This is a genomic window from Paraburkholderia terricola, from assembly GCF_003330825.1.
GTDB lineage: Bacteria > Pseudomonadota > Gammaproteobacteria > Burkholderiales > Burkholderiaceae > Paraburkholderia > Paraburkholderia terricola.
This window is the reverse complement of record NZ_CP024941.1, coordinates 3,826,500-3,850,355: the sequence shown is the minus strand read 5'-3', so window position 1 is coordinate 3,850,355 and position 23,856 is coordinate 3,826,500. Positions and strand designations below refer to the sequence as shown.

The 23,856-nt window shown below is 65.8% G+C and carries 23 protein-coding genes; 10 read left to right on the top strand and 13 right to left on the bottom strand.

Annotation, left to right across the window (positions count from 1 at the left end; genetic code table 11):
• Position 1 precedes the first annotated feature (1 nt).
• The 5 genes from CUJ90_RS17405 to flgL all read left to right on the top strand — a co-directional run bounded on the left by CUJ90_RS17405 (position 2) and on the right by flgL (position 6,627).
• On the top strand, positions 2 to 1,204 hold the full coding sequence (locus tag CUJ90_RS17405) for a flagellar basal body P-ring protein FlgI (RefSeq protein ID WP_422879691.1): 1,203 nt from the start codon (positions 2 to 4) through the stop codon (positions 1,202 to 1,204).
• 12 nt (positions 1,205 to 1,216) lie between these two features.
• Positions 1,217 to 2,230: a flagellar assembly peptidoglycan hydrolase FlgJ gene (flgJ, locus tag CUJ90_RS17400; protein ID WP_083085880.1), complete on the top strand. Its 1,014-nt coding sequence runs from the start codon at positions 1,217 to 1,219 to the stop codon at positions 2,228 to 2,230.
• Between the two features lie 247 nt (positions 2,231 to 2,477).
• Entirely contained in the window at positions 2,478 to 3,251 is a 774-nt protein-coding gene (locus CUJ90_RS17395; RefSeq protein WP_176035754.1) for a flagellar brake protein, read from the top strand.
• Positions 3,252 to 3,419: 168 nt separating this feature from the next.
• A complete protein-coding gene (gene flgK, locus CUJ90_RS17390) occupies positions 3,420 to 5,393 on the top strand; it encodes a flagellar hook-associated protein FlgK (protein ID WP_073427761.1) in 1,974 nt (657 codons plus the stop codon).
• Between the two features lie 10 nt (positions 5,394 to 5,403).
• Positions 5,404 to 6,627, top strand: coding sequence for a flagellar hook-associated protein FlgL (flgL, locus tag CUJ90_RS17385; RefSeq protein WP_114163284.1), 1,224 nt, complete (start codon positions 5,404 to 5,406; stop codon positions 6,625 to 6,627).
• Positions 6,628 to 6,706: 79 nt separating this feature from the next.
• Here the strand turns inward: flgL and fliR are convergent, their stop codons facing one another.
• The 7 genes from fliR to fliL all read right to left on the bottom strand — a co-directional run bounded on the left by fliR (position 6,707) and on the right by fliL (position 11,289).
• Complete coding sequence (gene fliR / locus CUJ90_RS17380) at positions 6,707 to 7,489, bottom strand: flagellar biosynthetic protein FliR (protein WP_073427759.1); 783 nt, start codon at positions 7,487 to 7,489, stop codon at positions 6,707 to 6,709.
• Positions 7,490 to 7,535: 46 nt separating this feature from the next.
• Positions 7,536 to 7,805 (bottom strand): flagellar biosynthesis protein FliQ, encoded by a 270-nt coding sequence (gene fliQ, locus CUJ90_RS17375; RefSeq protein ID WP_011490196.1) that lies wholly within the window; start codon positions 7,803 to 7,805, stop codon positions 7,536 to 7,538.
• Between the two features lie 63 nt (positions 7,806 to 7,868).
• Positions 7,869 to 8,579, bottom strand: a complete 711-nt coding sequence (gene fliP, locus CUJ90_RS17370; protein ID WP_374709863.1) for a flagellar type III secretion system pore protein FliP — start codon at positions 8,577 to 8,579, stop codon at positions 7,869 to 7,871.
• Positions 8,580 to 8,716: 137 nt separating this feature from the next.
• The gene (gene fliO, locus CUJ90_RS17365) at positions 8,717 to 9,304 is read right to left on the bottom strand and encodes a flagellar biosynthetic protein FliO (protein WP_114163283.1); all 588 of its coding nucleotides are present in this window, start codon (positions 9,302 to 9,304) and stop codon (positions 8,717 to 8,719) included.
• Positions 9,301 to 9,732 (bottom strand): flagellar motor switch protein FliN, encoded by a 432-nt coding sequence (gene fliN, locus CUJ90_RS17360; protein ID WP_073427756.1) that lies wholly within the window; start codon positions 9,730 to 9,732, stop codon positions 9,301 to 9,303. The genes fliO and fliN overlap by 4 nt, the downstream gene beginning before the upstream one ends.
• Positions 9,725 to 10,723: a flagellar motor switch protein FliM gene (gene fliM / locus CUJ90_RS17355; RefSeq protein WP_073427755.1), complete on the bottom strand. Its 999-nt coding sequence runs from the start codon at positions 10,721 to 10,723 to the stop codon at positions 9,725 to 9,727. Before fliM ends, fliN begins: the two co-directional genes overlap by 8 nt.
• A gap of 65 nt (positions 10,724 to 10,788) precedes the next feature.
• A complete protein-coding gene (fliL, locus tag CUJ90_RS17350) occupies positions 10,789 to 11,289 on the bottom strand; it encodes a flagellar basal body-associated protein FliL (protein WP_073427754.1) in 501 nt (166 codons plus the stop codon).
• A gap of 304 nt (positions 11,290 to 11,593) precedes the next feature.
• Here fliL and CUJ90_RS17345 point away from each other — a divergent pair.
• Positions 11,594 to 12,723, top strand: a protein-coding gene (locus CUJ90_RS17345) for an IS3 family transposase (RefSeq protein ID WP_244219936.1) whose coding sequence is annotated in 2 segments (ribosomal slippage) — positions 11,594 to 11,852 and positions 11,852 to 12,723 — 1,131 coding nt in all. Because the reading frame shifts where the segments join, the coding sequence is not laid out codon by codon here.
• Positions 12,724 to 13,773: 1,050 nt separating this feature from the next.
• The gene (locus CUJ90_RS17340; RefSeq protein ID WP_244143167.1) at positions 13,774 to 14,943 is read left to right on the top strand and encodes an IS4 family transposase; all 1,170 of its coding nucleotides are present in this window, start codon (positions 13,774 to 13,776) and stop codon (positions 14,941 to 14,943) included.
• Positions 14,944 to 15,077: 134 nt separating this feature from the next.
• Here the strand turns inward: CUJ90_RS17340 and CUJ90_RS17335 are convergent, their stop codons facing one another.
• The 6 genes from CUJ90_RS17335 to fliF are packed head-to-tail and all read right to left on the bottom strand — an operon-like array spanning position 15,078 to position 22,212.
• Positions 15,078 to 16,577 carry a flagellar hook-length control protein FliK gene (locus CUJ90_RS17335; protein WP_073427753.1) on the bottom strand — a complete coding sequence of 500 codons (1,500 nt, stop codon included), beginning with the start codon at positions 16,575 to 16,577 and terminating at the stop codon, positions 15,078 to 15,080.
• 58 nt (positions 16,578 to 16,635) lie between these two features.
• Positions 16,636 to 17,085: a flagellar export protein FliJ gene (gene fliJ / locus CUJ90_RS17330; protein ID WP_073427752.1), complete on the bottom strand. Its 450-nt coding sequence runs from the start codon at positions 17,083 to 17,085 to the stop codon at positions 16,636 to 16,638.
• A gap of 2 nt (positions 17,086 to 17,087) precedes the next feature.
• Positions 17,088 to 18,770: a flagellar protein export ATPase FliI gene (fliI, locus tag CUJ90_RS17325; RefSeq protein WP_114163282.1), complete on the bottom strand. Its 1,683-nt coding sequence runs from the start codon at positions 18,768 to 18,770 to the stop codon at positions 17,088 to 17,090.
• Positions 18,764 to 19,447, bottom strand: coding sequence for a flagellar assembly protein FliH (gene fliH / locus CUJ90_RS17320; RefSeq protein WP_208645227.1), 684 nt, complete (start codon positions 19,445 to 19,447; stop codon positions 18,764 to 18,766). The genes fliI and fliH overlap by 7 nt, the downstream gene beginning before the upstream one ends.
• Complete coding sequence (gene fliG, locus CUJ90_RS17315; RefSeq protein WP_073427749.1) at positions 19,434 to 20,429, bottom strand: flagellar motor switch protein FliG; 996 nt, start codon at positions 20,427 to 20,429, stop codon at positions 19,434 to 19,436. Before fliG ends, fliH begins: the two co-directional genes overlap by 14 nt.
• On the bottom strand, positions 20,419 to 22,212 hold the full coding sequence (gene fliF, locus CUJ90_RS17310) for a flagellar basal-body MS-ring/collar protein FliF (RefSeq protein ID WP_083085866.1): 1,794 nt from the start codon (positions 22,210 to 22,212) through the stop codon (positions 20,419 to 20,421). Before fliF ends, fliG begins: the two co-directional genes overlap by 11 nt.
• Positions 22,213 to 22,449: 237 nt before the next feature.
• Between fliF and fliE the strand changes: the two genes are divergently transcribed.
• The 3 genes from fliE to CUJ90_RS17295 all read left to right on the top strand — a co-directional run bounded on the left by fliE (position 22,450) and on the right by CUJ90_RS17295 (position 23,772).
• Entirely contained in the window at positions 22,450 to 22,785 is a 336-nt protein-coding gene (fliE, locus tag CUJ90_RS17305; protein ID WP_073427747.1) for a flagellar hook-basal body complex protein FliE, read from the top strand.
• Positions 22,786 to 23,014: 229 nt separating this feature from the next.
• Entirely contained in the window at positions 23,015 to 23,449 is a 435-nt protein-coding gene (gene fliS, locus CUJ90_RS17300) for a flagellar export chaperone FliS (protein ID WP_073427746.1), read from the top strand.
• The gene (locus CUJ90_RS17295; RefSeq protein WP_073427745.1) at positions 23,446 to 23,772 is read left to right on the top strand and encodes a flagellar protein FliT; all 327 of its coding nucleotides are present in this window, start codon (positions 23,446 to 23,448) and stop codon (positions 23,770 to 23,772) included. The genes fliS and CUJ90_RS17295 overlap by 4 nt, the downstream gene beginning before the upstream one ends.
• The last annotated feature ends 84 nt before the right edge of the window (positions 23,773 to 23,856 follow it).

Genomic DNA, 23,856 nt, shown 5'->3' with positions numbered 1-23,856 from the left:
CATGCGTACCGTCTTTTCCGTCTCCCGCCTCGCGCGGTCCATGCGCCTCGGCCACCTCGGCCACGTCGGCCGTGCTCTGGCCTTCGTCGCGCTCGCCTGCGCGGCGCTGCCGGCGGCGACGTCCGCGCATGCCGAACGTCTGAAGGACCTCGTGCAGATCCAGGGCGTGCGCGACAACCCGCTGATCGGCTACGGCCTCGTCGTCGGCCTCGACGGCACGGGCGACCAGACCACGCAGACGCCGTTCACCACGCAGACGCTCGCCAACATGCTGGCGAACCTCGGCATCTCGATCAACAACCAGGCGGCGGGCTCGAGCAATTCGCAATCGTCGTTGTCGAACATCCAGTTGAAGAACGTCGCCGCGGTGATGGTGACGGCGGTGCTGCCGCCGTTCGCGCGTCCCGGCGAGGCGATCGACGTGACGGTGTCCTCGCTCGGCAACGCCAAGAGCCTGCGCGGCGGCACGCTGCTGCTCACGCCGCTCAAGGGCGCCGACGGCCAGGTGTATGCGCTCGGCCAGGGCAACCTCGCGGTCGGCGGCGCGGGCGCGAGCGCGAACGGCAGCAAGGTGCAGGTGAACACGCTGGCCGCGGGCCGCATCGCCGGCGGCGCGATCGTCGAGCGCGCGGTGCCGACCTCGGTATCGCAAGCGGGCACCATGCAGCTCGAACTGAACGACATGGACTACGACACCACCCAGCGCGTGGTGGCGGCGGTCAACAACGCCTTCGGCGGCGGCACGGCGTCCGCGCTCGACGGCCGCACGATCCAGTTGCGCGCGCCGAGCGATCCCGAACAGCAGGTCGCCTTCATGGCGCAATTGCAGAACCTCGACGTGAAGCCCGCGCAAGCCGCCGCGAAGGTGATCCTGAACGCGCGCACCGGCTCGATCGTGATGAACCAGATGGTCACGCTGCAAAGCTGCGCGGTCGCGCACGGCAACCTCTCGGTGGTGATCAACACCCAGCCGGTGGTGAGCCAGCCGGGCGCGTTCTCGAACGGCCAGACGGTGGTGGCGAAACAGTCGCAGATTCAGATGAAGCAGGACAACGGCGCATTGAAGCTGGTGACCGCCGGCGCGAACCTCGCCGAAGTGGTGAAGGCGCTCAACGCGTTGGGCGCGACGCCCGCGGATCTGATGTCGATCCTGCAGGCCATGAAAGCGGCGGGCGCTCTGCGCGCCGACCTGGAAATCATCTAAGGAAGACACAGGATGAATTCGGATACGACCCACTCCGCCGCTTCGGCGAACGATCTGACGCAGCGCTTCGCGCTCGACGTGCAAGGCTTCGCGAAGCTGAGCGCGCAGGCCAAGGCGTCGCCGCAAGCCGGCATGAAGATGGCCGCGCAGCAGTTCGACGCGGTGTTCACGCAGATGATGCTCAAAAGCATGCGCGACGCGACGCCCAACGACGGCCCGTTCGATTCGCACGACAGCGCCACCTTCACGTCGATGATGGACCAGCAGTTGTCGCAGCATCTTTCGCAGAAGGGTATCGGCGTCGCCGACGCGATGCTCAAGCAGTTGATGCGCAATCAGGGCATGCAGGTGAGCGGCGCGAATGCCGCGAATGGTGCGGGCGGCGCGGGCGGTCTCGCCGGCATGGCGAACGCGCTCGGCGGCGGCAGCGGCGGCGACGAAGGGCAGACCGCGGCGCTCAACGCGCTCGCCAAGGCTTACGGCAACGCGCAGGCCAACGGCCAGCTCGCGACGGGCAAGGGCTACTCGGCCAACAACGCGCTCACGCCGCCGCTCAAGGGCGACGGCAGCTCGCCGAAGGTCGACGCCTTCGTCGACAAGCTCGCCGGACCGGCGCAAGCCGCGAGCGCCGCCACGGGCATTCCGGCGCGCTTCATCATCGGCCAGGCCGCGCTCGAATCGGGCTGGGGCAAGAGCGAGATCAAGAAGGCGGACGGTTCGACCAGCCACAACGTGTTCGGCATCAAGGCGTCGAAAGACTGGGCCGGCAAGACCGTCTCCACCCTGACCACCGAGTACGTGAACGGCAAGCCGCAACGCGTGGTCGAGAAATTCCGCGCGTACGATTCGTATCAGGAAGCGATGACCGACTACGCGAATCTGCTCAAGAGCAATCCGCGTTACGCGCAGGTGATCAACTCGTCGCATGACGTCAGCGGCTTTGCGCACGGCATGCAGCGCGCGGGTTACGCAACCGATCCGCATTACGCGAAAAAGCTGATGTCCATCATGCAGAAGATGGCCTGAAGCGCCGCTGATGCGATGGCCCGGTCCGGCCGCGTGGCGGCTGGCGCGGTTTTAACGTTTGCGGCAAATAATTCATGACACGCCCCTAAATTTTGGGCGCATGCTGCCGCTAATCAGTTAGACCCGAGACCGGAATACGCTTTAAAGTCCGGTTGAACGCGCGTGCCGCGGCTTCGACGAAGACCGCGCGAAAGCCCCGGCAGGAGCCCTGGCACGCGCCCGCAAGAACATGCACACCGGCAAGCCCATGGATACTAACCAGTCGAACGGCCATACCGACGCACCCGGCCAGCCGCACGCCCCGCTAGACGACAGTGCGAATGATTTCGGCCGTCGCAACCCGCTCGAAATCGGCGTTCAGTTGCGCAACCTCGTCAATCGCGGCGACTTCCTCACCGTTCAATACGCCGGCGGCCAGCTCGTCACGCGCCTGCTCGATGTGGACGTGCGCGGGCGCACCTTCACCTTCGACTGGGGCGCATTGCCGGAGCAGAACAGGGGCTTGCTCGCCGCGCCGCACTGCCAGTTCCACGCCGCGCCCGACGGCGTGCGGATGGAATTCGTCACCGCCGCGCCGCGCGAGACCCGTTTCGAGGGCCTGCCCGCATTCGAGGCCGACTTTCCCGAGGTGCTGTTCTACGTGCAGCGCCGCGAGTATTTCCGCGTCGACGCACCGATTCTCGACCCCTACACCTGCAGCGGCCGTTTGCCCGAGGGCGACACGTTCCGCTTCGAAGTACACGATCTGTCGCTCGGCGGCGTCGGCATGCGCACCGCGGACGAACGCGTGGCCGAACTGCCGATGGGCACGCACCTCGAGGATTGCGAGCTGTCGTTCGGCGCGCTCGGCCGGCTTCTGCTCGATCTGCAACTGGTGTCGCACCGCTCCATCGCGCTGCCGAACGGCACCCAGCGCTATCAACTCGGCTTCCGTTTCCTGACGCTGCCGGGCAGCGCCGAAAACACGCTGCAACGGCTCATCACCCAACTCGAAATGAAGCGCCGCTCGCTGGTGCGGTGAATGGGCGCGAGCGTCGCGGCACCTGTCTCGCGAAGCACGCCTCGCAAACGTTGCAACAAACGTCGAACCCGCATCGCAACGGCCTCAATTTTTCCTTACCGGGGCCGTTAAACAGTAAGTTCAAGTAACGCGGCGGCATGTGTACGCTGTCGCCCTTCAGGATGACGCATGTCCAATCTCATCAATCTCGGCCTCAGCGGACTGAACGCAGCCCAATGGGGACTTACGACGACCGGCCAGAACATCAGCAACGCGTCGACGCCGGGCTATAGCATCGAAACGCCGGTCTACGCGGAAAGCGGCGGCCAGTACACGGGTTCCGGCTATCTGCCGCAGGGCGTCTCGACCGTCACCGTGACGCGCCAGTACAGCCAGTATCTGACCACCGAGCTGAACAACGCGCAGAGTTCGAGCAGTTCGCTGTCGACCTACAACACGCTGATCTCGCAGTTGAACAATCTGATCGGCAGCCCGACGTCCGGGATTGCGAGCGCGATCACCGGCTATTTCACCGGCTTGCAGAACGTCTCGAACAACGCGTCGAGTCTCGCTACCCGTCAGACGGCGATGAGCGGCGCGCAGACGCTTGCGAACCAGATCAACGCCGCCGGCGAGCAGTACGACGCGCTGCGCCAGAGCGTCAACACGCAACTGTCCAACACCGTTTCGCAGATCAACAGCTACTCGGAGCAGATCGCTCAACTCAATGGGCAGATCCAGGCGGCCAGCACGCAAGGACAGCCGCCGAACCAGCTACTCGATCAGCGCGACCTCGCCGTGTCGAATCTGTCGCAACTGATCGGCGTGAACGTCGTCAACAGCAACGGCAGCTATAGCGTGTTCATGAGCAACGGCCAGCCGCTCGTGTCGTCCGGCAACAGCTACAACCTGGGCACGGCGCAGTCGACCGGCGACAGCAGCGAATTGTCCGTGCAGTACCTCGGCCAGGCGGGCGCGAATCCGGCCGCCGTGCCGCAGAATTTGCCCGACAGCAAGATCGAAGGCGGCACGCTCGGCGGTCTGGTCGCGTTTCGCAGCCAGACGCTCGATCCGGGCGAGGCGCAACTCGGCGCGATCGCGGTGAGCTTCGCGTCGCAGGTCAACGCGCAGAACGCGCTCGGCATCACGCTCGCCGGCGCCAAGGGCGGCGCGCTGTTTTCGGTGGGCGGCCCGACCGTCTACGCGAACACGCAGAACACCGGCAACGCGTCGCTGAACGTGTCGTTCGCCGATCCCACGCAGCCGACCACCGGCGACTACACGCTGGCCTTCAACGGCACCACCTACACGCTGACCGACAATTCGAGCGGCACGGTGGTGGGCTCGGCGACCAACCTGAGCCAGCCGATCAACGGTCTGAATTTCTCGACCACCGGCACGATGAATCCCGGCGACTCGTTCACGGTCGAGCCGACGCGCGGCGCGCTGAACAGCTTCGCCACCGCGACCACCGACGCCGCCGCGATCGCCGCGGCCGCGCCGGTGCTGGGCGCGGCCGCGTCGACCAACACGGGCACCGGCACGATCACGCAAGGCACCGTAACGGCCGGCTACACCATGCCGAATTCGACCACCACGCTGTCATACGACGGCACGGGCCTGTCCGGCTTCCCGGCGGGTTCGACGGTGACGGTGGCGGGCTCGCCCGCGACCACCTATCCGATCACCAGCGCGACGACCGTGGTGCCGTATTCGTCCGCCACCGGCGCGACGCTGACGATCAACAATACGACCGCCGGCCAGATGAACAACGTCTCGGTGACGATCAGCGGCGCGCCCGCTGCCGGCGACAAGTTCACCATCGGCCCGAACACCGGCGCGACCAACGACGGGCGCAACGCGCTCGCGCTGTCGAACCTGTCCACCGCGAAGGCGTTGGCGGGCGGCACGGTCACGCTGACGGGCGCGTATGCGAACTACGTGAACCAGATCGGCAACCAGACCAACCAGCTCCAGACCTCGAGCACGGCGCAGGCTTCGCTGGTGACGCAGATCACCACCGCGCAGCAGTCCGTCTCGGGCGTGAACATCAACGAGGAAGCAGCCAACCTGCTTCAGTATCAGCAGCTCTATCAGGCCAACAGCAAGGTCATTCAGACCGCGCAGACCCTGTTCCAGACGTTGCTCGGCATCTTCCAGTGAGGCGTTGAACATGCGCATCTCCAGCACGCAGTACTTCAGCATGAACGTCGCGACGATGAGCGACCAGCAAGCTCAGTTGTCGCAGTTGTACGCGCAGATTTCGAGCGGCGTCAGCCTCTCGACGCCGTCCGACAATCCGCTCGGCGCGGCCCAGGCCGTGCAGTTGAGTTCGACGGCCACCACGCTCGCGCAGTTCACGACCAACCAGACCGCGGCGCTGGCGTCGCTGCAGCAGGAAGACACCACGCTCGGCGACGTCAACACCGTGCTGCAAACCGTTCACACGCTGGTGCTGCGCGCCGGCGACGGGTCGCTGAACGACGGCGACCGCGGCGCGATCGCGACGCAATTGCAGAGCTTGCGCAGCCAGTTGATGACGCTCGCCAATTCGACCGACCCGCAGGGCAACTACCTGTTCGCCGGCTATCAAAGCAGCGCGCAGCCGTACACCACGAATGCGGCCGGCGTGGTGACGTATTCGGGCGACACCGGCACGCCAGTCGTGCAGGTCACCGACTCGCACCTCGTTCAGACCGGCGACAACGGGCTCTCGATCTTCGGCAGCGTCGCGCCGATCGGCACCAGCGCGGTGCCGGCCGCGACCACCGGCAATACCGGCACCGGCGTCATCAGCAGCGTGAGCCTGACCAATCCGACGAATCCGGCCAACGCCGACAAGTATCAGATCAACTTTTCGTCGGCGACCACCTACACGATCAGCGCGACCGATCCGGCCACCGGCGCGGTCACGACCGGCACGCCGCAGACGTACACGGCCGGCTCGGCGATCGCGCTCGGCGGCCAGTCGGTGACGCTCACCGGCGCGCCGAACGCGGGCGACAGCTTTAGCGTGACGCCCGCCACGCAAGGCAGCATGGACGTGTTCGCCAATCTGAGCCAGTTGATCGCCACGCTGCAAACGCCGGTGTCGGGCGGCGCCTCGACGGCGAGCTTCCAGAGCGCGCTGACCACCAGCATGACCCAGCTCGAGAACACGATGAACAACGTCGTGACCGCGCAGGCCGCGGTGGGCGGTCGCGAGCAGGAGGTGAAGGCATTGCAGAGCGTCACGCAGACCAACACGCTGCAAACCGCGAGCAACCTTTCCGACCTGACGCAAACCGACCTGGTCAAGACGGTCGGCAAGTACACGCTGACGCAGAACGCGCTGCAAGCGGCGCAGCAGGCTTTCGTGAAGATCCAGAACATGTCGCTGTTCCAGTACCTGAGCTAACACGCGGGAACGAAGAAGGGCGGAGCCGGTGCAAGCCGGATCCGCCCTTTTCCTTTTGCGGTGGCTGCGGAAAGCTTCGCTACCTGAAGCCCGCCGCCACGCGGCCCATCTGATCGATGCCGACGTCGAAAAGGCGCGTGAAGAACGGAATCATGTTCGGGATCATCAATTGCAACAGCAGCATGCCGATCAGCATGGTCAGCGGAAAGCCGATCTGGAACACGCCGATTTGCGGCGCGGCGCGGTTCAGAATGCCGAGCGAAAGATTGGTGATGAGGAGCGCGGCGACCACCGGCAGCGACAGCAGCAGGCCCGCCGAAAACACCGTGCCGCCGAAATTCGCCAGCGTGCGCCAGCCGGATGCGCCGAGGATGTTGGCCGCTACCGGCACTGACTGGAACGTGGCGAGCAGCGCGCCGATCATTTGCAGATGACCGTCGATCACCAGAAACACCAGCATCGCGATGGTGTTCATGTAGCTCGACAGCACCTGGCTCGAACTGCTCGCCTGCGCGTCGAAGAAGGTCGCAAAGCCGAGGCCCATGCCGAGGCCGACGAAATCGCCGGTCGCGCTGATCGCCTGAAAGACGATCTGCATCGTCACGCCGAGCGCGATGCCGATCAGGAACTGGTTGACGATGATCCACACGCCTTCCGCGGAAAACACCGTGACCTGCGGCAGCGCGCCGAGCGTGGGCGCCACGATGATCGTGACGAAGGCCGCGAGACCGATCTTCACGCGCATCGGCAGCGAGCGGTTGCCGAACACCGGCGCGGTCGCGACCAGCGCGAGAATCCGCACGAACGGCCACAGGAACGCGGTGAGCCAGGCGTTCAGTTGCGCGTAGGTGACGGAAAACATGGCGGCGGCGAGGGTGGGCGGAGCAGGTTAAGGACCGGCGCGGCGCTCAGTTGACGAGCGTCGGGATGTTGGTGAGCGTCTGGCGCAGATAGTCGAGCATGGTCGTCAACATCCACGGCCCGGCGATCACCATCGTGACGGCGATCGCCAGCAGCTTCGGAATGAACGACAGCGTGCTTTCGTTGATCTGCGTGGCGGCCTGGAACAGGCTCACCACCAGACCGACCACCAGCGCGACCAGCAAGAGCGGCGCGGCGAGCAGCAGGCCGACATACATGGCCTGGTGCGCGAGCGTCATGACGGATTCCTGATTCATGGCGATTCGACCTGAAGCGTTGAAAGGTGAGGAGGCGCGCTCGGGTAACGTGGCGCGCGGCGCTTAAACGAAGCTCTGCGCAAGCGAGCCGAGCAGCAACTGCCAGCCGTCGACCAGCACGAACAGCATCAGCTTGAACGGCAGCGAAATCGTGGCGGGCGACACCATCATCATGCCCATCGACATCAGCACGCTCGCCACCACCATGTCGATGATGAGAAACGGAATGAAGATCGTGAAGCCGATCTGGAAGCCGGTTTTCAGCTCGCTCGTCACGAACGAGGGCACCAGCAGCGACAGCGGCACGTCTTCGGGGCCTTGCATCGGCGCGGCATGCGAGATGCGGGCGAACAGCGCGAGATCGCTTTCGCGGGTCTGACGCAGCATGAAGGTCTTGAACGGCGCGAGGCCGCGGTTGACCGCCTGCTCCATCGGCATCGAGCCTTCGGAGAACGGCTTGTAGCCGTCGGTATAGGCCTTGTCGAGCACCGGCGACATGACGAACAGCGTGAGGAACATCGCGAGGCCGACCAGCACCTGGTTCGGCGGCGTGGTGCTCGTGCCGAGCGCCTGGCGCAGCAGCGACAACACGATGATGATGCGCGTGAAGCTCGTCATCATCAACACCATGGCCGGCAGGAACGACAGCATCGTGAGCAGCAGCATCGTCTGCACGCTCAGCGAGTAGGTCGTGCCGCCGTTCGGGCCGGGGCTCGTGTTGAAGGCCGGCAAGCCGGCGGTTTGCGCGAACGACAGCGCCGGCAGCGCGAGCATCAGGGCCGGCAGCGCCACGGGCGCGACACGGCGCAATACCGCAAGCACGGTGGAGGCGGCGCGGGAGAGACCGATGGATCGCACCGGGCGTGACACCGAGGTTGACGCTTCACGCGCTGATTGAAGACTGAACTGCATTACCGAACTCCGCCGCCTTGCCCGTTGAAACGTTTGCCGACTTCGCCTTTCAAGGCGTCGCGAAAGCGTTGACCGAAGGTGCCCGGCAACGCCGCGCGCGCTGCGGCGATGCCAGGTCCACCCGACTCGCCGGTTGGCGTGCCGCCGGCCGCATCGGCCGTGGCCGAGCCCGCCGGCATCGTATGCAAAAGACGCACGTTGCCCGGCGCCGTGCCGAGCACCAGCCACGTATCGCCGATCTCGACCACCGCGACGCGTTCCTTGCCGCCGAGCGAGGCGCCGCCGATCGTCTTCACGAGGCCGCCGCGGTTCGCCGGCTGCAAGCCGAAGCGGCGCGCGAGCCACGCGCAGCCGAACACCAGACCGATCACCACCAGCAGGCCGACGATCGTTTGCAACACCGCGCCGACGCCGAGCGCCGGCACAGCCGTGCCCGCGCCGACGCCCGAGGCCATTTTCGCGGCGTTGTTGACCGCGTTCATGTCGGCCGCTTGCGCGGCGAGCGGCGCCGTTGCCAGTGCGAACGTGAGCGCCGAGGCGGCTGCCACGTTCGCCGCGAACACGGCGCGACGGACCACGCGTTTCATCGATTCAACTTCCGGATGCGTTCGGACGGCGTGATGATGTCGGTCAGACGAATACCGAACTTGTCGTTCACCACCACCACTTCACCCTGTGCGATCAGACAGCCGTTGACGAGCACGTCCATCGGCTCGCCCGCCATGCCGTCCAGTTCCACCACCGAACCTTGTGCGAGTTGCAGCAGGTTGCGGATCGCGATCTTGGTGCGGCCGAGCTCGACGGTCATCTGAACGGGAATGTCCAGGATCATGTCGATGTCGTTGCGCGTCGAGGTCGGCTCGACTTTCGACAGCGGCTGGAACACGCCGGCCGTGGTCGCGTCGACTTCCGTGTTGTCGTTCTGCTCGGCCAGCGCGCTGGCCCAGTCCGCCATCGCCGTTTCGTCCTCGGCGCTGACCGCTTCAGTCTCGGGCTTTGCGTTCAGGTCACTCATATCCACCTTCCTTCATCGTGTCGGCTGCGCTGATCATCTTCTGGACCCGCAGCGCGTACTGACCATTGAAAATTCCGTAGCCGCATTCCATGACCGGCACCCCATCGACCTTGGCCGTGATGTGTTCGGGAATGTTGATCGGCAGAACATCGCCCTTGCGCATGTTCAGGATCTGTTCGAACGTGACCGGCATCTGCGCGAGATCCGCGGTCAGTTCCACTTCCGCCGCCTGCACCTGCTGCGACAGCACGCGGACCCAGCGGCGGTCGACTTCGAGCGCCTCGCCCTGGATCGGCGACGAGAGAATGTCGCGGATCGGTTCGATCATCGAATACGGCATGCAGATGTGCAGCGTGCCGCCCGTCGAGCCGAACTCGATCGTGAACTGCGTGACGATGACGATTTCGTTCGGCGTCGCGACGTTGGCGAACTGCGTGTGCATCTCCGAGCGCATGTATTCGAACTGCAGCGGACGCACGCTCTTCCACGACGCCGCGTAATGCTCGAACGTCAGGTTGAGCAGCTTCATGATGATGCGCTGCTCGGTCTGCGTGAAATCGCGGCCTTCGACGCGGGTATGAAAGCGCCCGTCGCCGCCGAACAGGTTGTCGACCACGAAGAACACCAGATCCGGGTCGAACACGAACAGCGACGTGCCGCGCAACGGCTTGATGTGGACCAGGTTCAGGTTGGTCGGGATCGGCAGGTTGCGGGTGAACTCGCTGTACTTCTGCACCTTCACCGGGCCGACGGAGATTTCCGCCGAGCGCCGCATGAAGTTGAAGATGCCGACGCGCAACAGACGCGCGAAGCGGTCGTTGATGATTTCGAGGCCGGGCATCCGGCCGCGGACGATGCGTTCCTGCGTCGCGATGTTGTACGGGCGGACGCCCGGACGATCGCTTTGCTCGGCTTCCGAATCGGACTCGCCGGTTACGCCCTTGAGGAGGGCATCGACCTCCTCCTGGGACATGAACTCTTCGTGGCCCATTGCTTATTCCTCGTGCGTCCCGTGGCGGTTGATGATGGCGGCGCTAGACAACGTCACTGGGGACGTCACTGCACGACGAATTCGGTGAACAGCACGTCCTGGACGTGCATCGGCGCGGCGCCTTTATCGGTCGGCTGTTCGACCAGCGTCTTCAGTTCGGCGGCGAGCGCGTGCTTGCCTTCGAGCGGCGCGAGTTCGTCGGGGTGCTTGTTCGACAGCGCGAGCAGGAGACGGCTGCGCACTTCCGGCATGTGTTCGGTGAGTTCCTGCTGGGTTTTCGCGTCGGTGAGCTTGAGCGTCAGGCCGATGCGCAGGAAGTGCTGCTGGCCGTCGTCCGATTGCAGATTGACGGTCATCGATTCGAGCGGGAAGAAGATCGGCGCCGGAGCCGGGGCGGGCGCGGCTTGAGCCGGGTTGCCGGCCGGGGCGCGTTTGGACATGAAGAACCACACCCCCGCGCCGGCTGCGCCCGCGGCGATGATCGCGATGAGGACGATCAGGATGATGCGCTTCAACGGGCCCGGCGATGCGGGCGCGGCTTGCTGGTTTGCGGTCGTGGATGCCATGAGGTTTGCGGTTGCTTGCCGTTAGTGCTGGTGATGGTGATTGTTGTTGATTTGCCTGCGGCGCGATGGGTCGAAAAGAAGGGTTAATGCGGGCTATCTCTTGTTTTTGGCTTTCGGCGCCTGGCGGCGCGGGTTTTTGTTTGGGGGTTTGGTTCGGTTGGTTCGGTTGGTTTGGTCCTGGATTTTTTGGCCTTTCCTTGCTGGCTTAGTGGTCTATTAGCGTTGCCCCTGTGCGGGGCGGCACTGTAGTGGTCCAATGACTCTGGACACCTCTAAAGGGGATAATCTCCAACCGAGGTGAGAAATGAGCAGACGGAACATAACCGACGAATTCAGGGCCGAAGCGGTGCAGCTGGTTGTCGCGCAGGGCTATTCATTTGCCAGGGCCTGCGAGGCGCTGGGCGTTGGCGATACCGCGTTGCGGCGGTGGGTGGCGCAATGGCGGGCCGAGCAGGCTGAGCCTCCGCGCACCGAGGTGCAGTTCAAGGCCGACCAGCGACGTATCCGGGAGCTGGAGGCACGCGTGACCGAGCTCGAAAGGGAGCGCGAGATACTAAAAAAGTCCACGGCCTTCTTCGTCAAGGAACTGGATCGCTCCTCGAGGTGATCCGTTCGCTGAAGAAGGCCTGGCCAGTCAGCGTGATGTGCCGGTTGCTGAAGGTGCCGCGAAGCAGCTACTACACCTTTGCCGCGCGGCGGCCCGCCAGGGCTGCGGCTTCGCCGGCCCTGCTCAGGGCCGTGCGTGAAATTCACAACGAAAGCCGCGGCAGCTATGGCAGCCGCAGGATGGCTCAGGCGTTACAGCACCAGGGCCATGCGATCGGACGCTACCGCGCGCGGTCGTTGATGCGTGAGGCGCAACTGGCCGTGACGCGACGACGAACGCACCGTTACCGCAGGGCTGACGGTGAAGCGCTGGTGGCGCCCAACCTGCTTGAGCGCCGGTTCCAGCCGCCGGCGATCAATCAGGTGTGGGCGGGCGACATTACGTACGTGAGAACGCTTCAGGGCTGGTCCTATCTGGCGATCGTGATGGACCTGTATTCGCGCCGTATCGTCGGCTGGGCGTTCGCGCTGTTGCCGGATACGGTTCTGGTTATCCGGGCCTTGCAAAAGGCGCGCGAGCATCGACGCCCGCCGCCCGGCCTGATGTTCCACTCCGCCCAGTACACCAGCGCGCATTTCGTGAACGAACTGAAGGCAAACGGCATCATTCAGAGTATGAGCAGAAAGGGAAACTGCTGGGATAACGCGCCGGTTGAACGGTTCTTCAGAAGCCTGAAGAACGAGTGGATCGACGAGAAAGGGTACCCGGATCACGCGCAGGCCGAGCGCGACATCGGGGCCTACATCGACAACTTTTATAACTACAGGCGCATCCATTCGGCGGCAGGCGGTCTGCCACCGGCACGGTGCGAAGCTTCACTTTTTTAAAAATTCGCCTTTGGGGTGTCCAGGTTTGCTTGACCACTACACACCTACTTTCTTTGCCGCCGCAAAGAAAGTAGGCAAAGAAAGCGGCTCACACCGCCAGCTTTGAAGCGGGTCCCCTGGCTTGGAGGGGGCAGTGGTGCATCTGGAATCCGTGCCCTCGCACATTCGACGCTCGTGACAAGGCCGTCATACTTCCCGCCTCGCACTGCGTGCTCGCCGGAAGGGTCTGCTTCAAAACCCGCGGGTTTGGTCGCCGGAGGGGGCATGAAAAGCGGTGGGTTCGGTCCGCGGGAGAAGCCGTTCGAAACCTGCGGTTTCAGTCGCCGGAGGGGGCGCATGAAAAACGGCGGGCTCGATCGTCGGAAGGGACCGCTTCAAAACCTGCGGTTTCAGTCGCCGGAAGAGGCTGCTTCAAAACCTGCGGTTTCGGTTGCCGGAAGGGGTTGCATGAAAAGCGGCGGGTTCCGTCGTCCGAAGCGGCTACGCGAAAACCGATGGCTTCGTTTGTGTGCGGTGGGGCCCTCTGCTTCGCGTCGGCGGCGCGCCGGGGCGCCCCACGGGTTTGGAAGTGCGGCACTGGACCATCGGCCGGCCCCGCCGAAATGGGATCTCGCGCCGTGACGGGAACGCAGCGCTTTGCGCGGCAACGATGCCGGGCGCCCGAACCGTAGGAGCGGTTTAATGAAGCACCGCGACGGCGCGCGCAGCGCCGCCGGAAGAATGACTGCCTTGTCACGGGCGTCGAATGTGCGAGGGCACGGATTCCAGATGCACCACTGCCCCCTCCAAGCCAGGGGACCCGCTTCAAAGCTGGCGGTGTGAGCCGCTTTCTTTGCCTACTTTCTTTGCGGCGGCAAAGAAAGTAGGTGCCGCCCCGCACAGCAATGCTCTCAACTTAAGCCTCAAAGAGCTTGTAAACGAGGCATTGCCCCTGTAAACTTCATCGCATAACTCACTGATAAATCAACGATATGAACTCAAATACCAGCGTCCTCGCGGCTTCTGGCTGAGTTCTCCGATTTCCTGCTCGATCCGGCGCTCGCCGATCGCGTGCGTCGTTCTCCCACTGCCTTTACCCGCAATCGCACACTGACCTTGCCGCGCATGGCCGCGCTGATGATGTCCGGCATGTGCGCCAGTGTGCAGGCCGAACTTGACGCGCTATTCGGCGCACTGGGAAGCAGCGGCGGGCGCACCCGCGCTGTCAGCGCACAGGCCTTCAGCAAGGCGCGACGGGGAGTGTCTGCCGAACTGTTCGAACTGGCCCGCGCCCGCCTGATCTCGCTGGCCCAACCCCATATCGATTCGATGCGCTGGCACGGCCTGAGGCTGGTCGCCGCTGACGGTAGCCGCCTGCGTGTGGGCACGCGTCGCGGCCATGAACTGCGCGCCGATCACTACGCGTTTGCGCTGTTCCTGCCGGGTTCCGAACTGACCCTGCACGCTGCACTTCATCCCGCCGACGGCGGCGAGCGGCAGATGCTGTTCGAAGCCCTCGATGTACTGCAACCGCATACCGACCTGCTGCTGCTCGATCGCGGCTATATCGGCAACGCGATGGTGGCGGCGCTCGCACAGCGCGAAATCCCGTTCTGCATGCGCGTCGATGCGCGTAACTGGAAATGCGTCAGCGCCTTTACCCGCAGCGGTAAAGCCGAGCATGTGGTGACACTGGAAGCGCCCAGCGAACCGGATGCCCGCGCCTATGAACTGGCGCGTACGCCCACGACTGTGCGCCTGATCCGCGACGTCACGCCGGGCGGTCGCGTGCGTGTGCTGATGACCTCGCTGCTCGATGGCGGGCGTTATCCGGCGGCATCGTTCGGCGCGCTCTATCACCAGCGCTGGCGGGTCGAGGAAGCATTCAAACGACTCAAGCACCGGCTGCGGCTGGAAGCCGTCACAGGCCTCGATTACCTGGCGTTACAGCAGGACTTCGGCGCAAAAATCCTCGCCGACAACCTGTGCACACTGCTCAGCGATCTCGATGCGCCGCACGACGACAGACATGCCAGCCGTCCTAACCGGGTGTATGCACTGGGCGCACTCAAGCCCATCCTCGGCGCGTGTCTTCTGCGCATCCAGCGCTGTCTGGACGGCCTCGCCGGTGTGCTGGAAATGATCCACCAGACCCGATGCCGGATACAGCCCTCACGCTCCTATCCAAGACCACCCAGAAAAGCCAAGCCCCACTTCCATCTCGCGTACAAACTCGCTTGATGCAGCGGGGCTTAAGTTGAGAGCATTGCCCCGCACAGGGGCAACGCCAATAGACCACTAACAAATCAAGCAAAGGCCAACAAATCCAGGAGCAAACCAAACCAAACCCAAACCCCGCCGAGCAGCCCAATCCATCAAACAAAAGTATCCACCAACCCCACCTTCCGCCGAACGGCGATATCACCCACCGTCCCCACGGCCCCAGACTCAGCGCCGCCGGCAAACGAACCCCGACCACCACGCCCACCTGACCGCCCAGAATCAGCACTCTGCTGCTGCCCGCCCTGCCGGGCAAACCCATCACTGACACTAGCGCTGCCAAGCCCGATCCCATTGGCCTCCATCGCCTCCCGCAACTTCGGCAACGCCGCCTCGACGGCTTCCCGAACCTGCTGGTGCTGCGAAACAAACAACGCATGCGCATGGTTATCGGCCACCTGCAACACCACCTGCAACGGCCCGAGATCCTTCGGATTCAACGTGAGTTCGGCACTCTGCGAATGCGCATTCGACAGAAACACCACCTTCTGACTCAACGCCTCGTCCCAGTCGGCCGTGCCCACCTGCGGCGCCAACGCATTCGCCGCTTGCGCCGCGCCCGCGTTACCCGTCGTCTGGACGGCCGCCGTCGTGCTCGCGGCGCTCGCCGCGGCCTGGGTGGCGGCCAGCGCCGCCGTCGCCGCATCGGCCGCCGCCTTGAAAGACCCCGGATCGCCAGCTTGCCCGCCGCCGGCAGCGCTCGCCGTCAGCGAGTCGGCCGCCGCCTTCGTCGCCGCGGACGGGTCGGCCACGGTCGTCGCCGCCGACGTCAGCGCGCTTTTGGCGTTCTTCGCCCCCTTGCCGTCGCCGAACAGGCCCGCCGCAAGCGCCTTGTCGTCCGCCGATCCGCTCGCTTTTCCGGTTGCGCCGGCCTGGCCGCTTGCCGCCGTCGCCGCGTTCGCCGCCGCGCCGCTCGCCAACGCCTGCTGCGGGACCACGCCCTGGCCGTTGGCCAGCGCGGCAAGCGCCGCCTGCAACGCGTCCTGCGCCGACTTCGGATCGGTGGCGGCGGTTTTCTTGCCCGGCGCGCCGACGCTCGTGGCGTCCGTGGCCGAGCCGGCCAACGTGGTGGCGACATCGGTCGTGGCCGTGGCGGGCGCGGCCGTTACCGGCGCAGCGGCGTTCGCGTCGGCCTGAGCCTGCGCCTGCGCGGCGGAAGCCGCCGCCGCGGTGCCGGCGTCGGTCCGGCTGCTCGTATCGCCGGACTTCGGCGGCGTGGCGGCGCTCTTCTCGGGCGCGGCCTGCTGGGCTGCGTCGGCTGACGACGAATCGGACGCCGCCGTTTTCGTCGCGTCGCTATCGTCCTTGCCGCTGCTCACGTCGTCCGCATCGGGCGTCGAAGCATCGGGCGGCGGCGGCGCGTCATGCACGCTCGACGACGATCCCGACGACGCGGAAGCCGACGACGAAGCCTGCTGCTGGCTCGCGCTCCGCGCGGCGGCGTTGTTCTGCAAGTCGATGCTTTGCTGCAAGCTTTGCGCGAACGGCATGGCGGCGCTCGCGCTCGCGGCCTTGTTGGCCGCGCTGGCGGACGAGCTGCCGGCGGGGCCGCGCAGCGATCCGATCGGTGAGCCGATCTGTGAGAGAAGCGACATAGGAAATCCTGTCAATCCGTCAAACGGTGTGTTCAGTAGTCGAGGCGGCGCGCGTGCGTCATGCGCCTTCGGCGCGCATCCTCAGAATTCGGGCGGCGTGTTCGTCGGCGTCGCGCTGATCGCGCCGCGCCGTGGTTTTCGCTTCGGCGGCTTCACCGCGCGCCTGCAGCACTTCATAGGAGCCGAGCTTCTGCTTCTGACGCTGCCAGTCGGGCTTGGCGGCCTCGACGCGCGCGTTGGCCGTCACCAGCAGGTTGCGCTGCTGTTCGATGGCGGCGTCGAGCGTGTCGATGAACGCCTGGAAATTGCGCATGTTGCCGGCGGGCATGCCCGTCTGCGCGGTCGCGGTGAAGCGCGCGTGATATTCGTCGCGGTACTGCACCAGCGCGTCGAGCTGCGCCTCCACGTCGTTGCGCTCGCGCTGCGCGCGGCCGAGCCGCTGCGCGGCGGCGTCGACATCGTCCTGAGCGAGGCCGATGAGCGTCTTGATCGGAAAGTGTTTCGCCATGGTCAGGCTCCTTGGGCAAACAGCGCGTCCAGCATCGCGAGACTCGGTTCAAAGTTCGCGCACTCGCGAAAACCTTGCTGCAGGAAGGCTTCCATCCGCGGATACAGCGCGATCGCGCGGTCGAGCAGCGCGTCGCGCCCGCTCGAATAAGCGCCCACGTTGATCAGATCGCGGTTGCGCTGATAGCGCGACAGCATCTGCTTGAACATACGCGTTTTGTCGAGATGGTTATCGTCGATCAGCGCGGTCATTGCCCGGCTAATCGACGCTTCGATGTCGATTGCCGGATAGTGACCGGCCTCGGCGAGCGAGCGCGACAGCACGATGTGGCCGTCGAGAATCGACCGCGCGGAGTCGGCGATCGGGTCCTGCTGGTCGTCGCCCTCGGTGAGCACCGTATAGAACGCGGTGATCGAGCCGCCGCCCGCCGGGCCGTTGCCGGTGCGCTCGACGAGCGCCGGCAGCTTGGCGAACACCGAAGGCGGATAGCCCTTGGTGGCGGGCGGCTCGCCCACGGCGAGCGCGATCTCGCGCTGCGCCATCGCGTAACGGGTCAGCGAATCCATCAGCAGCAGCACGTGCTTGCCCTGATCGCGGAAATATTCGGCGAGGGAGGTGGAATACGACGCGGCCTGCATCCGCAGAAGCGGCGAGACGTCGGCGGGCGCGGCGATCACCACCGAGCGCGCGAGGCCTTCCTCGCCGAGAATCTGTTCGATGAATTCCTTCACTTCGCGGCCGCGTTCGCCGATCAGCCCGATCACGATCACCTCGGCGCTGGTGTAGCGCGCCATCGTGCCGAGCAGCACCGATTTACCGACGCCCGACCCGGCGAAGAGGCCCATCCGCTGGCCGCGGCCCACGGTCAACAGCGCGTTGATCGCGCGCACGCCGACGTCGAGCACCTTGTGAATCGGTTCGCGGTTCAGCGGATTGATGACCGGCGCGGACAGCGGCGCGTCGGCGTGCGCGCCGAGCGGGCCCAGGCCGTCGAGCGGCCGGCCGGACGCGTCCAGCACGCGGCCGAGCAATTCCCAGCCGACCGGCAGGCGCTTCGCGCCCGCCATCGGGTCGGCGATCGGCGCGCTTTCGAGCGGATAGACGCGCGCGCCGGGCAGAAGGCCGATCACCTCGGTGGTCGGCATCAGAAACAGTTTGTCGCCGGAGAAGCCGACCACTTCGGCTTCGGCCATCGGCAGCGAACTGCCGGGCGGCAGTTCGATCATCACTTCGGCGCCCACCGACAGACGCAGGCCGACGGCTTCGAGCACGAGGCCGGCGGCGCGCGTCAGACGCCCGCAGGCGCGCATCGGCTTGGCGATCGCGTTGCGCGCGCGCAGCGCGTCGAGCTTGCCGCGCCAGGCTTGCATGTGCGGATTGCTGTCGAGCGCGGGATCGTAGGGCGCATGCGCGGCAACGGTCGAAGCGGCGCGCGAGGCCGCGTTCAACGCAACGTTCGACGTGGCGGATTCGCGGCGCGCCGATGCGCCCGAGGTGCCCGTCGTGAGATGGCCCGCCGCCTCATCGCGCAACGCGGCGTCGATGGCCGCGACCGCGGCCGCGGCGGGCGTGGCCGCCGCCGGTTCTTCCGCCAGCGCCTCGGCGCCGAACGACGCCAGCGCGAGCTCGCGTTCGAGCGGCGTCAGATCGCTGGCGCGGATTTCCTCGATCGTCGGCTTCACCATGTGCTCACCTTGCCGAGTGCGGCGGCGACGCGCTCCCAGCGCGTGTCGATGCCGGCGTCCACTTCGCCGGAGCCGGCTTGCGCGCGGCAGCCCCCGCGCTCCACCGACGGATCGGTGCGCACGGTCCAGCCCCGCGTTTGCAGTTCTTCCAGCAGATAGGCTTCGACGACCGGCAGATCGGCGGGGCTCACGATCAGTGCGGGCGCGCCGATCAACGCGGGCTCGGCGGCCAGCACCTCGCGCGCGGCGGCGATCAGCGCGGTCGGATCGTGCTGCACGTGCTGGCGCACGACCTGTTGCGCGATGTCCAGCGCGAGCGCGACCAGCGTCTCGGAGATCGCGCCCTGCGCGCCGTCGAGCGCGGCCTTGAAGGTTTGCGCGAGCGCGGCCAATTGCGCCGCCTGTTCGCGCGCTTCGCTCTGGCCTTGCTCGAAGCCCTGCGCATGACCCTGGTCATAACCGGCCTGGTAGCCGAGCGCCTGGCCGGCCACGTGCCCCGACGCGATGCCCTGCGCGTGCGCGGCCTCGCGCAGCCGTTCGAGTTCGGCTTCGAACGCGCCGTCGTCGACTTCGGGTTCGGGCGGCGCGGGCGGCGCCGGATCGAACGAGGCCATCTCCCAGCGCTGGTAGGCCGAGAGCCGTTCCTTCGCCGTGGAGTTGCGATTAGACATACGCATCTTCCGCCTTGCCGCCTAGCACGATCTGGCCGCTTTCCGCGAGGTTGCGCACGATCTGCAGGATGCGGCGCTGCTGCGTCTCGACTTCGGAGACCCGCACCGGACCGCGCGCGTCGAGGTCTTCGGCGAGCAGTTCGGCGGCACGCTGCGACATGTTCGAGAGGAACTTCTGGCGCAGCGCGGGCGGCGCGCCCTTCAGCGAAATGATCAGCGCCTCGGACTCGACTTCCTTCAGCAGCAACTGGATCGCGCGGTCTTCCAGGTCGAGCAGGTTCTCGAACACGAACATCTGGTCGATGATCTTCTGCGCGAGTTCGGCGTCGTACTGGCGAACGTTCTCGATGACGCCTTCCTCGTGATTGCTCGACATGAAGTTGAGAATTTCGGCCGCCGTGCGAATCCCGCCCATCGGGCTGCGCTTCAGGTTGTCGCTGCCGGACAGAAGACCCGTGAGCACGTCGTCGAGTTCGCGCAGCGCGGCCGGCTGGATGCCGTCGAGCGTCGCGATGCGCAGCAGCACGTCGTTGCGCAGCCGGTCGGTGAAGCAGGCGACGATCTCCGAGGCCTGATCGCGGTCCAGGTGCACGAGGATGGTCGCGATGATCTGCGGGTGCTCGTTCTTGATGAGTTCCGCCACCGCCGCCGAATCCATCCACTTGAGGCCCTCGATACCGCTGGTATCGCTGCCTTGCAGGATCCGGTCGATGATCGCGCCGGCCTTGTCGTCGCCGAGCGCCTTGGTCAGCACCGAGCGGATGTAGTCGCTCGAATCGAGCGACAGCGCCGTATGCTTCTCGGCCTCGCGCACGAACTCCTGCAGGACGTCGTCGATCTGTTCACGCGTGATGTTCTTCAGCGCGGCCATCGTCACGCCGATCTTCTGGACCTCGCGCGGCCCGAGGAACTTGAACACCTGCGCGGCTTCTTCCTCGCCGATCGACATCAGCAGGAGCGCGCTCTTCATTACGCCTTCAGCGCTCATCGGACACCCAATTTTTCACGACGGTTGCAACGATCTTCGGATCCTGGCGCGCGATGCTGCGCGCGAATTCCAGGTTCCGCTCATATTTGTGTCTTGCGTGTTCGAGCGCGAGCTTCTCGTTGTCGGCTTCCAGCTCGACCACCGCGCCCTCGCGCTCGGCGGCGGGAATGCCGTCCAGCAGGACCGGCTCGTCCGGCGACGGCAGCGCCGCGGCGGCGACCGGCTCCGGCGGCGGGAAAGCGCGGCGCAGCGCCGGCTTCACCATCACGAAGTAGAGGAACAGGGCGACCGCGCCGATGCCGAGATACGTGGCGATCTGCTTGGCGAGCGCGATCATGTCGGGGGTGCGCCACCACGGCACGTCGGCGTTCGGGTCGAGGTCGGCGGTGAACGGGCTGTTGACCACGTTGACCGAGTCGCCGCGCGCCGCGTCGAAGCCCATCGCGTCCTTCACCAACTGGTTGACCTGGGCGAGCTTGTCGGCGGTGACCGGCTGCATCGTCGCGTGGCCCTTGGCGTCGACCACGCGCAGATAGTTGACCACCACGGCCACCGACAGACGCTTGATGCCGCCCATCGGCTGTTCGAGGTGGCGCACCGTTTTGTCGAGCTCGTAGTTGGTGGTCGAATCCTTGCGGTCGCTGACCGGCGTGGTCGTCACGCCGCTCGCGCCGACCGGCGCATTGATCGGCGCGGAGGCCGGCTGCGGCGGCTGGTTCGACAGCGCGCCCGGCACGCCCGAGGCGCCGGCTTGCGCCAGTTCGGTGGCGGTGCTCGATTGCTGGCTGCGGATCGCCGCCTGTTGCGGGTTGCCGTTCGGGCCGTAGTTCTCCGAGGTCTGCTCGCTGTGCGAGAAGTCGATGTCGGCGCTGACCTGCGAATGCGCGTTGCCCGAGCCGAACAGCGGCGCGAGGATCGCGTCGATGCGCTGCTGGGTGCTGCGCTCGATCTGCTGGCGGTACTTCAGTTGCGAGGCGTCGAGTCCGCTGCCGGTGGACGGCTGTGTCAGCAGGTTGCCGTCCTGGTCGAGAATGGTCACGCCTTTCACCGGCATGTCCGGTACCGCCGACGCCACCATATGGGTGATCGCCAGCACCTGGCCCTCGTCGAGCGCGCGGCCGGGGTAGAGGTTCACCAGCACGGAGGCCGACGGCGCTTCCTTGTCGCGCACGAACACGGAGGGCTTCGGAATCGCCAGATGCACGCGCGCCGACTTCACCGTCGAAATCGACTGGATCGTGCGCTCCAGCTCGCCTTCCAGCGAGCGCTGATAGTTGATCTGCTCGGCGAACTGGCTGATGCCGAACTTCTGGTTGTCCATCAATTCGAAGCCGACCGAGCCGCTCTTGGGCAAGCCCAGCGAGGCGAGCCGCAGACGCATTTCGTGCACCTGCTCGGCCGGCACGAGGATCGCGCCGCCGGCTTCGGAGAACTTGTAGGGAATGTTGGCCTGCTGGAGCGCGGTGATGATGGCGCCGCCGTCGCGGTCCGACAGATTGCTGTAGAGCACCTTGTAGTCCGGCGCGCGCGACCACAGGAACAGGCCCGCCACGATGGCGACCAGCAGCGCGACCGCGAAGATCAGCGGCGCGCGCGGGTTGCCGCGCATTTGCGCGAGGCCCGACAGGCGCTGGCCGAAATTGCCGCCGAGGGTGCTCCCCAGTCCGCCGAGGTCCGCGGCGGCGCCAGGCTGGCCGGGGCCGGCCGTGCCGGCGCCGGGCTGCGCGCCGGCCAGCCCCATGCGGGCGTCGGGGTTGATCAAAGAGTTGGCTGACGAATCCATGCGTCGGGTATCTCCGGGATGCCTTTGCGTTTCTGTCGCGTGGCGGCGCCGAGGTCGGCGGGCGTATGGACAGAGACTTTCACCGTTGAAATTATCCGCAGGGCGGCCCGACCCGATTGCTTGAATAGAGCCGGGTTTTCCCCCTAGTTTGGGGGCTTTCGCGCGGGGGCCGCTGCTATGCTTTCGTCCAGATCGGCACGGTTTCTCGCATGCCGGTCGTCATTCCCTGGAGAGAACATGACTTTGCCCGTGAACGCGCTCTCGTCGGCGCTGCAACAGATGCAGTCGCTGGCGGCCCAAGCGGCCGGCGGCGGCAGCCCGGTGGCCGGCCAGTCCGGCGCGGCGACCCCCAGCGGTTTCGCCTCCGCGCTGAAGGCGTCGCTCGACAAGATCAGCGGCGATCAGACTAAGGCGATCGGCGAATCGCAGGCGTTCGAACTCGGCGCGTCGAACGTGTCGCTGAACGACGTGATGGTCGACATGCAGAAGGCCAACGTCGGCTTCCAGTTCGGCTTGCAGGTGCGCAACAAACTGGTGTCCGCCTATAACGACATCATGCAGATGCAAGTCTGAACCGTGTTTCGGGCGGCAAGGCTGTTCGGCCCGCCCGAGCCACGCTGCCCGCGCGCCCGCCATGCGGCCGCTGCCGGCCGCGCCACCCGGCCCCCTCGATCCTCCTTACGCTGGCCTAAAGCTTTCCCGCCGCCTATCCGATAACCAGATACAGGCATGAATCGGGGCGCGGCGACGTACCCGGACGGGGTGCCGCGACCAACCACAGTGCAAGAGAGGAGGAGCGCCGATGTTTTCCCCAGGACACTCTGGAGCCAATGCGTACGCTCGCGTCGGCGTCGAGACAGGGGTGATGGGCGCGAGTCCGCATCGTCTGATCGTGATGTTGTATCAAGGGGCCCGGCAGGCCATTGCGCAAGCGCGCATGCATTTGCAGCAGGGCAACGTGCCGGCTCGTGGCGAGGCGGTCGGCAAGGCGATTCAGATCGTCGAAAGCGGGCTGCAGCAGTCGCTCAACCTCGAGGCGGGCGGCGAGATTGCGGAGCGGTTGGACGCGTTGTACAGCTATATGACGCGCCGGCTGCTCGAAGCCAACATCAAACAGAGCGAAGCAATGCTGGTCGAGGTGGATGGCCTGCTCGCGACGCTCGAAGAGGCCTGGATCGGGATTGCCCCGGAGATCGCGCGGATGGCAGCCCAGCCGGCCGCGGAAAGCATGAGATGACATCGAACGCAGAATATTTCGCCCGCTACGAGGCGATTGCAGCGATTTCCCGCCGCATGCTGACAGCCGCCCGGCGCGCCCTGTGGAACGATCTGGTGCTCCTGCAGGAGGAGTACCGGAACCTGGTGGAGGCGCTGCGGGACGCGGAGAACGGCGTGAAGCTGGATGAAGCCGAGCGCCTGCGCAAATACGCGCTGATCCGGCAGATTCTCGCGGACGACGCGGCGATCCGCGATCTGGCGAATCCGCGCATGGCGACGCTGTCGGCGCTGTTCGCCGGACGGCCGACTCGCCTGCTCAAGGAGTTGTACGGCGCGCGCTGAGTGTGCGCGCCGGCGCCGCGACGGCTTGCCCGCATGAATCCGCCGACCGCATGCGGTTGAGCGCGCTGCCGCCAATGTGACCAA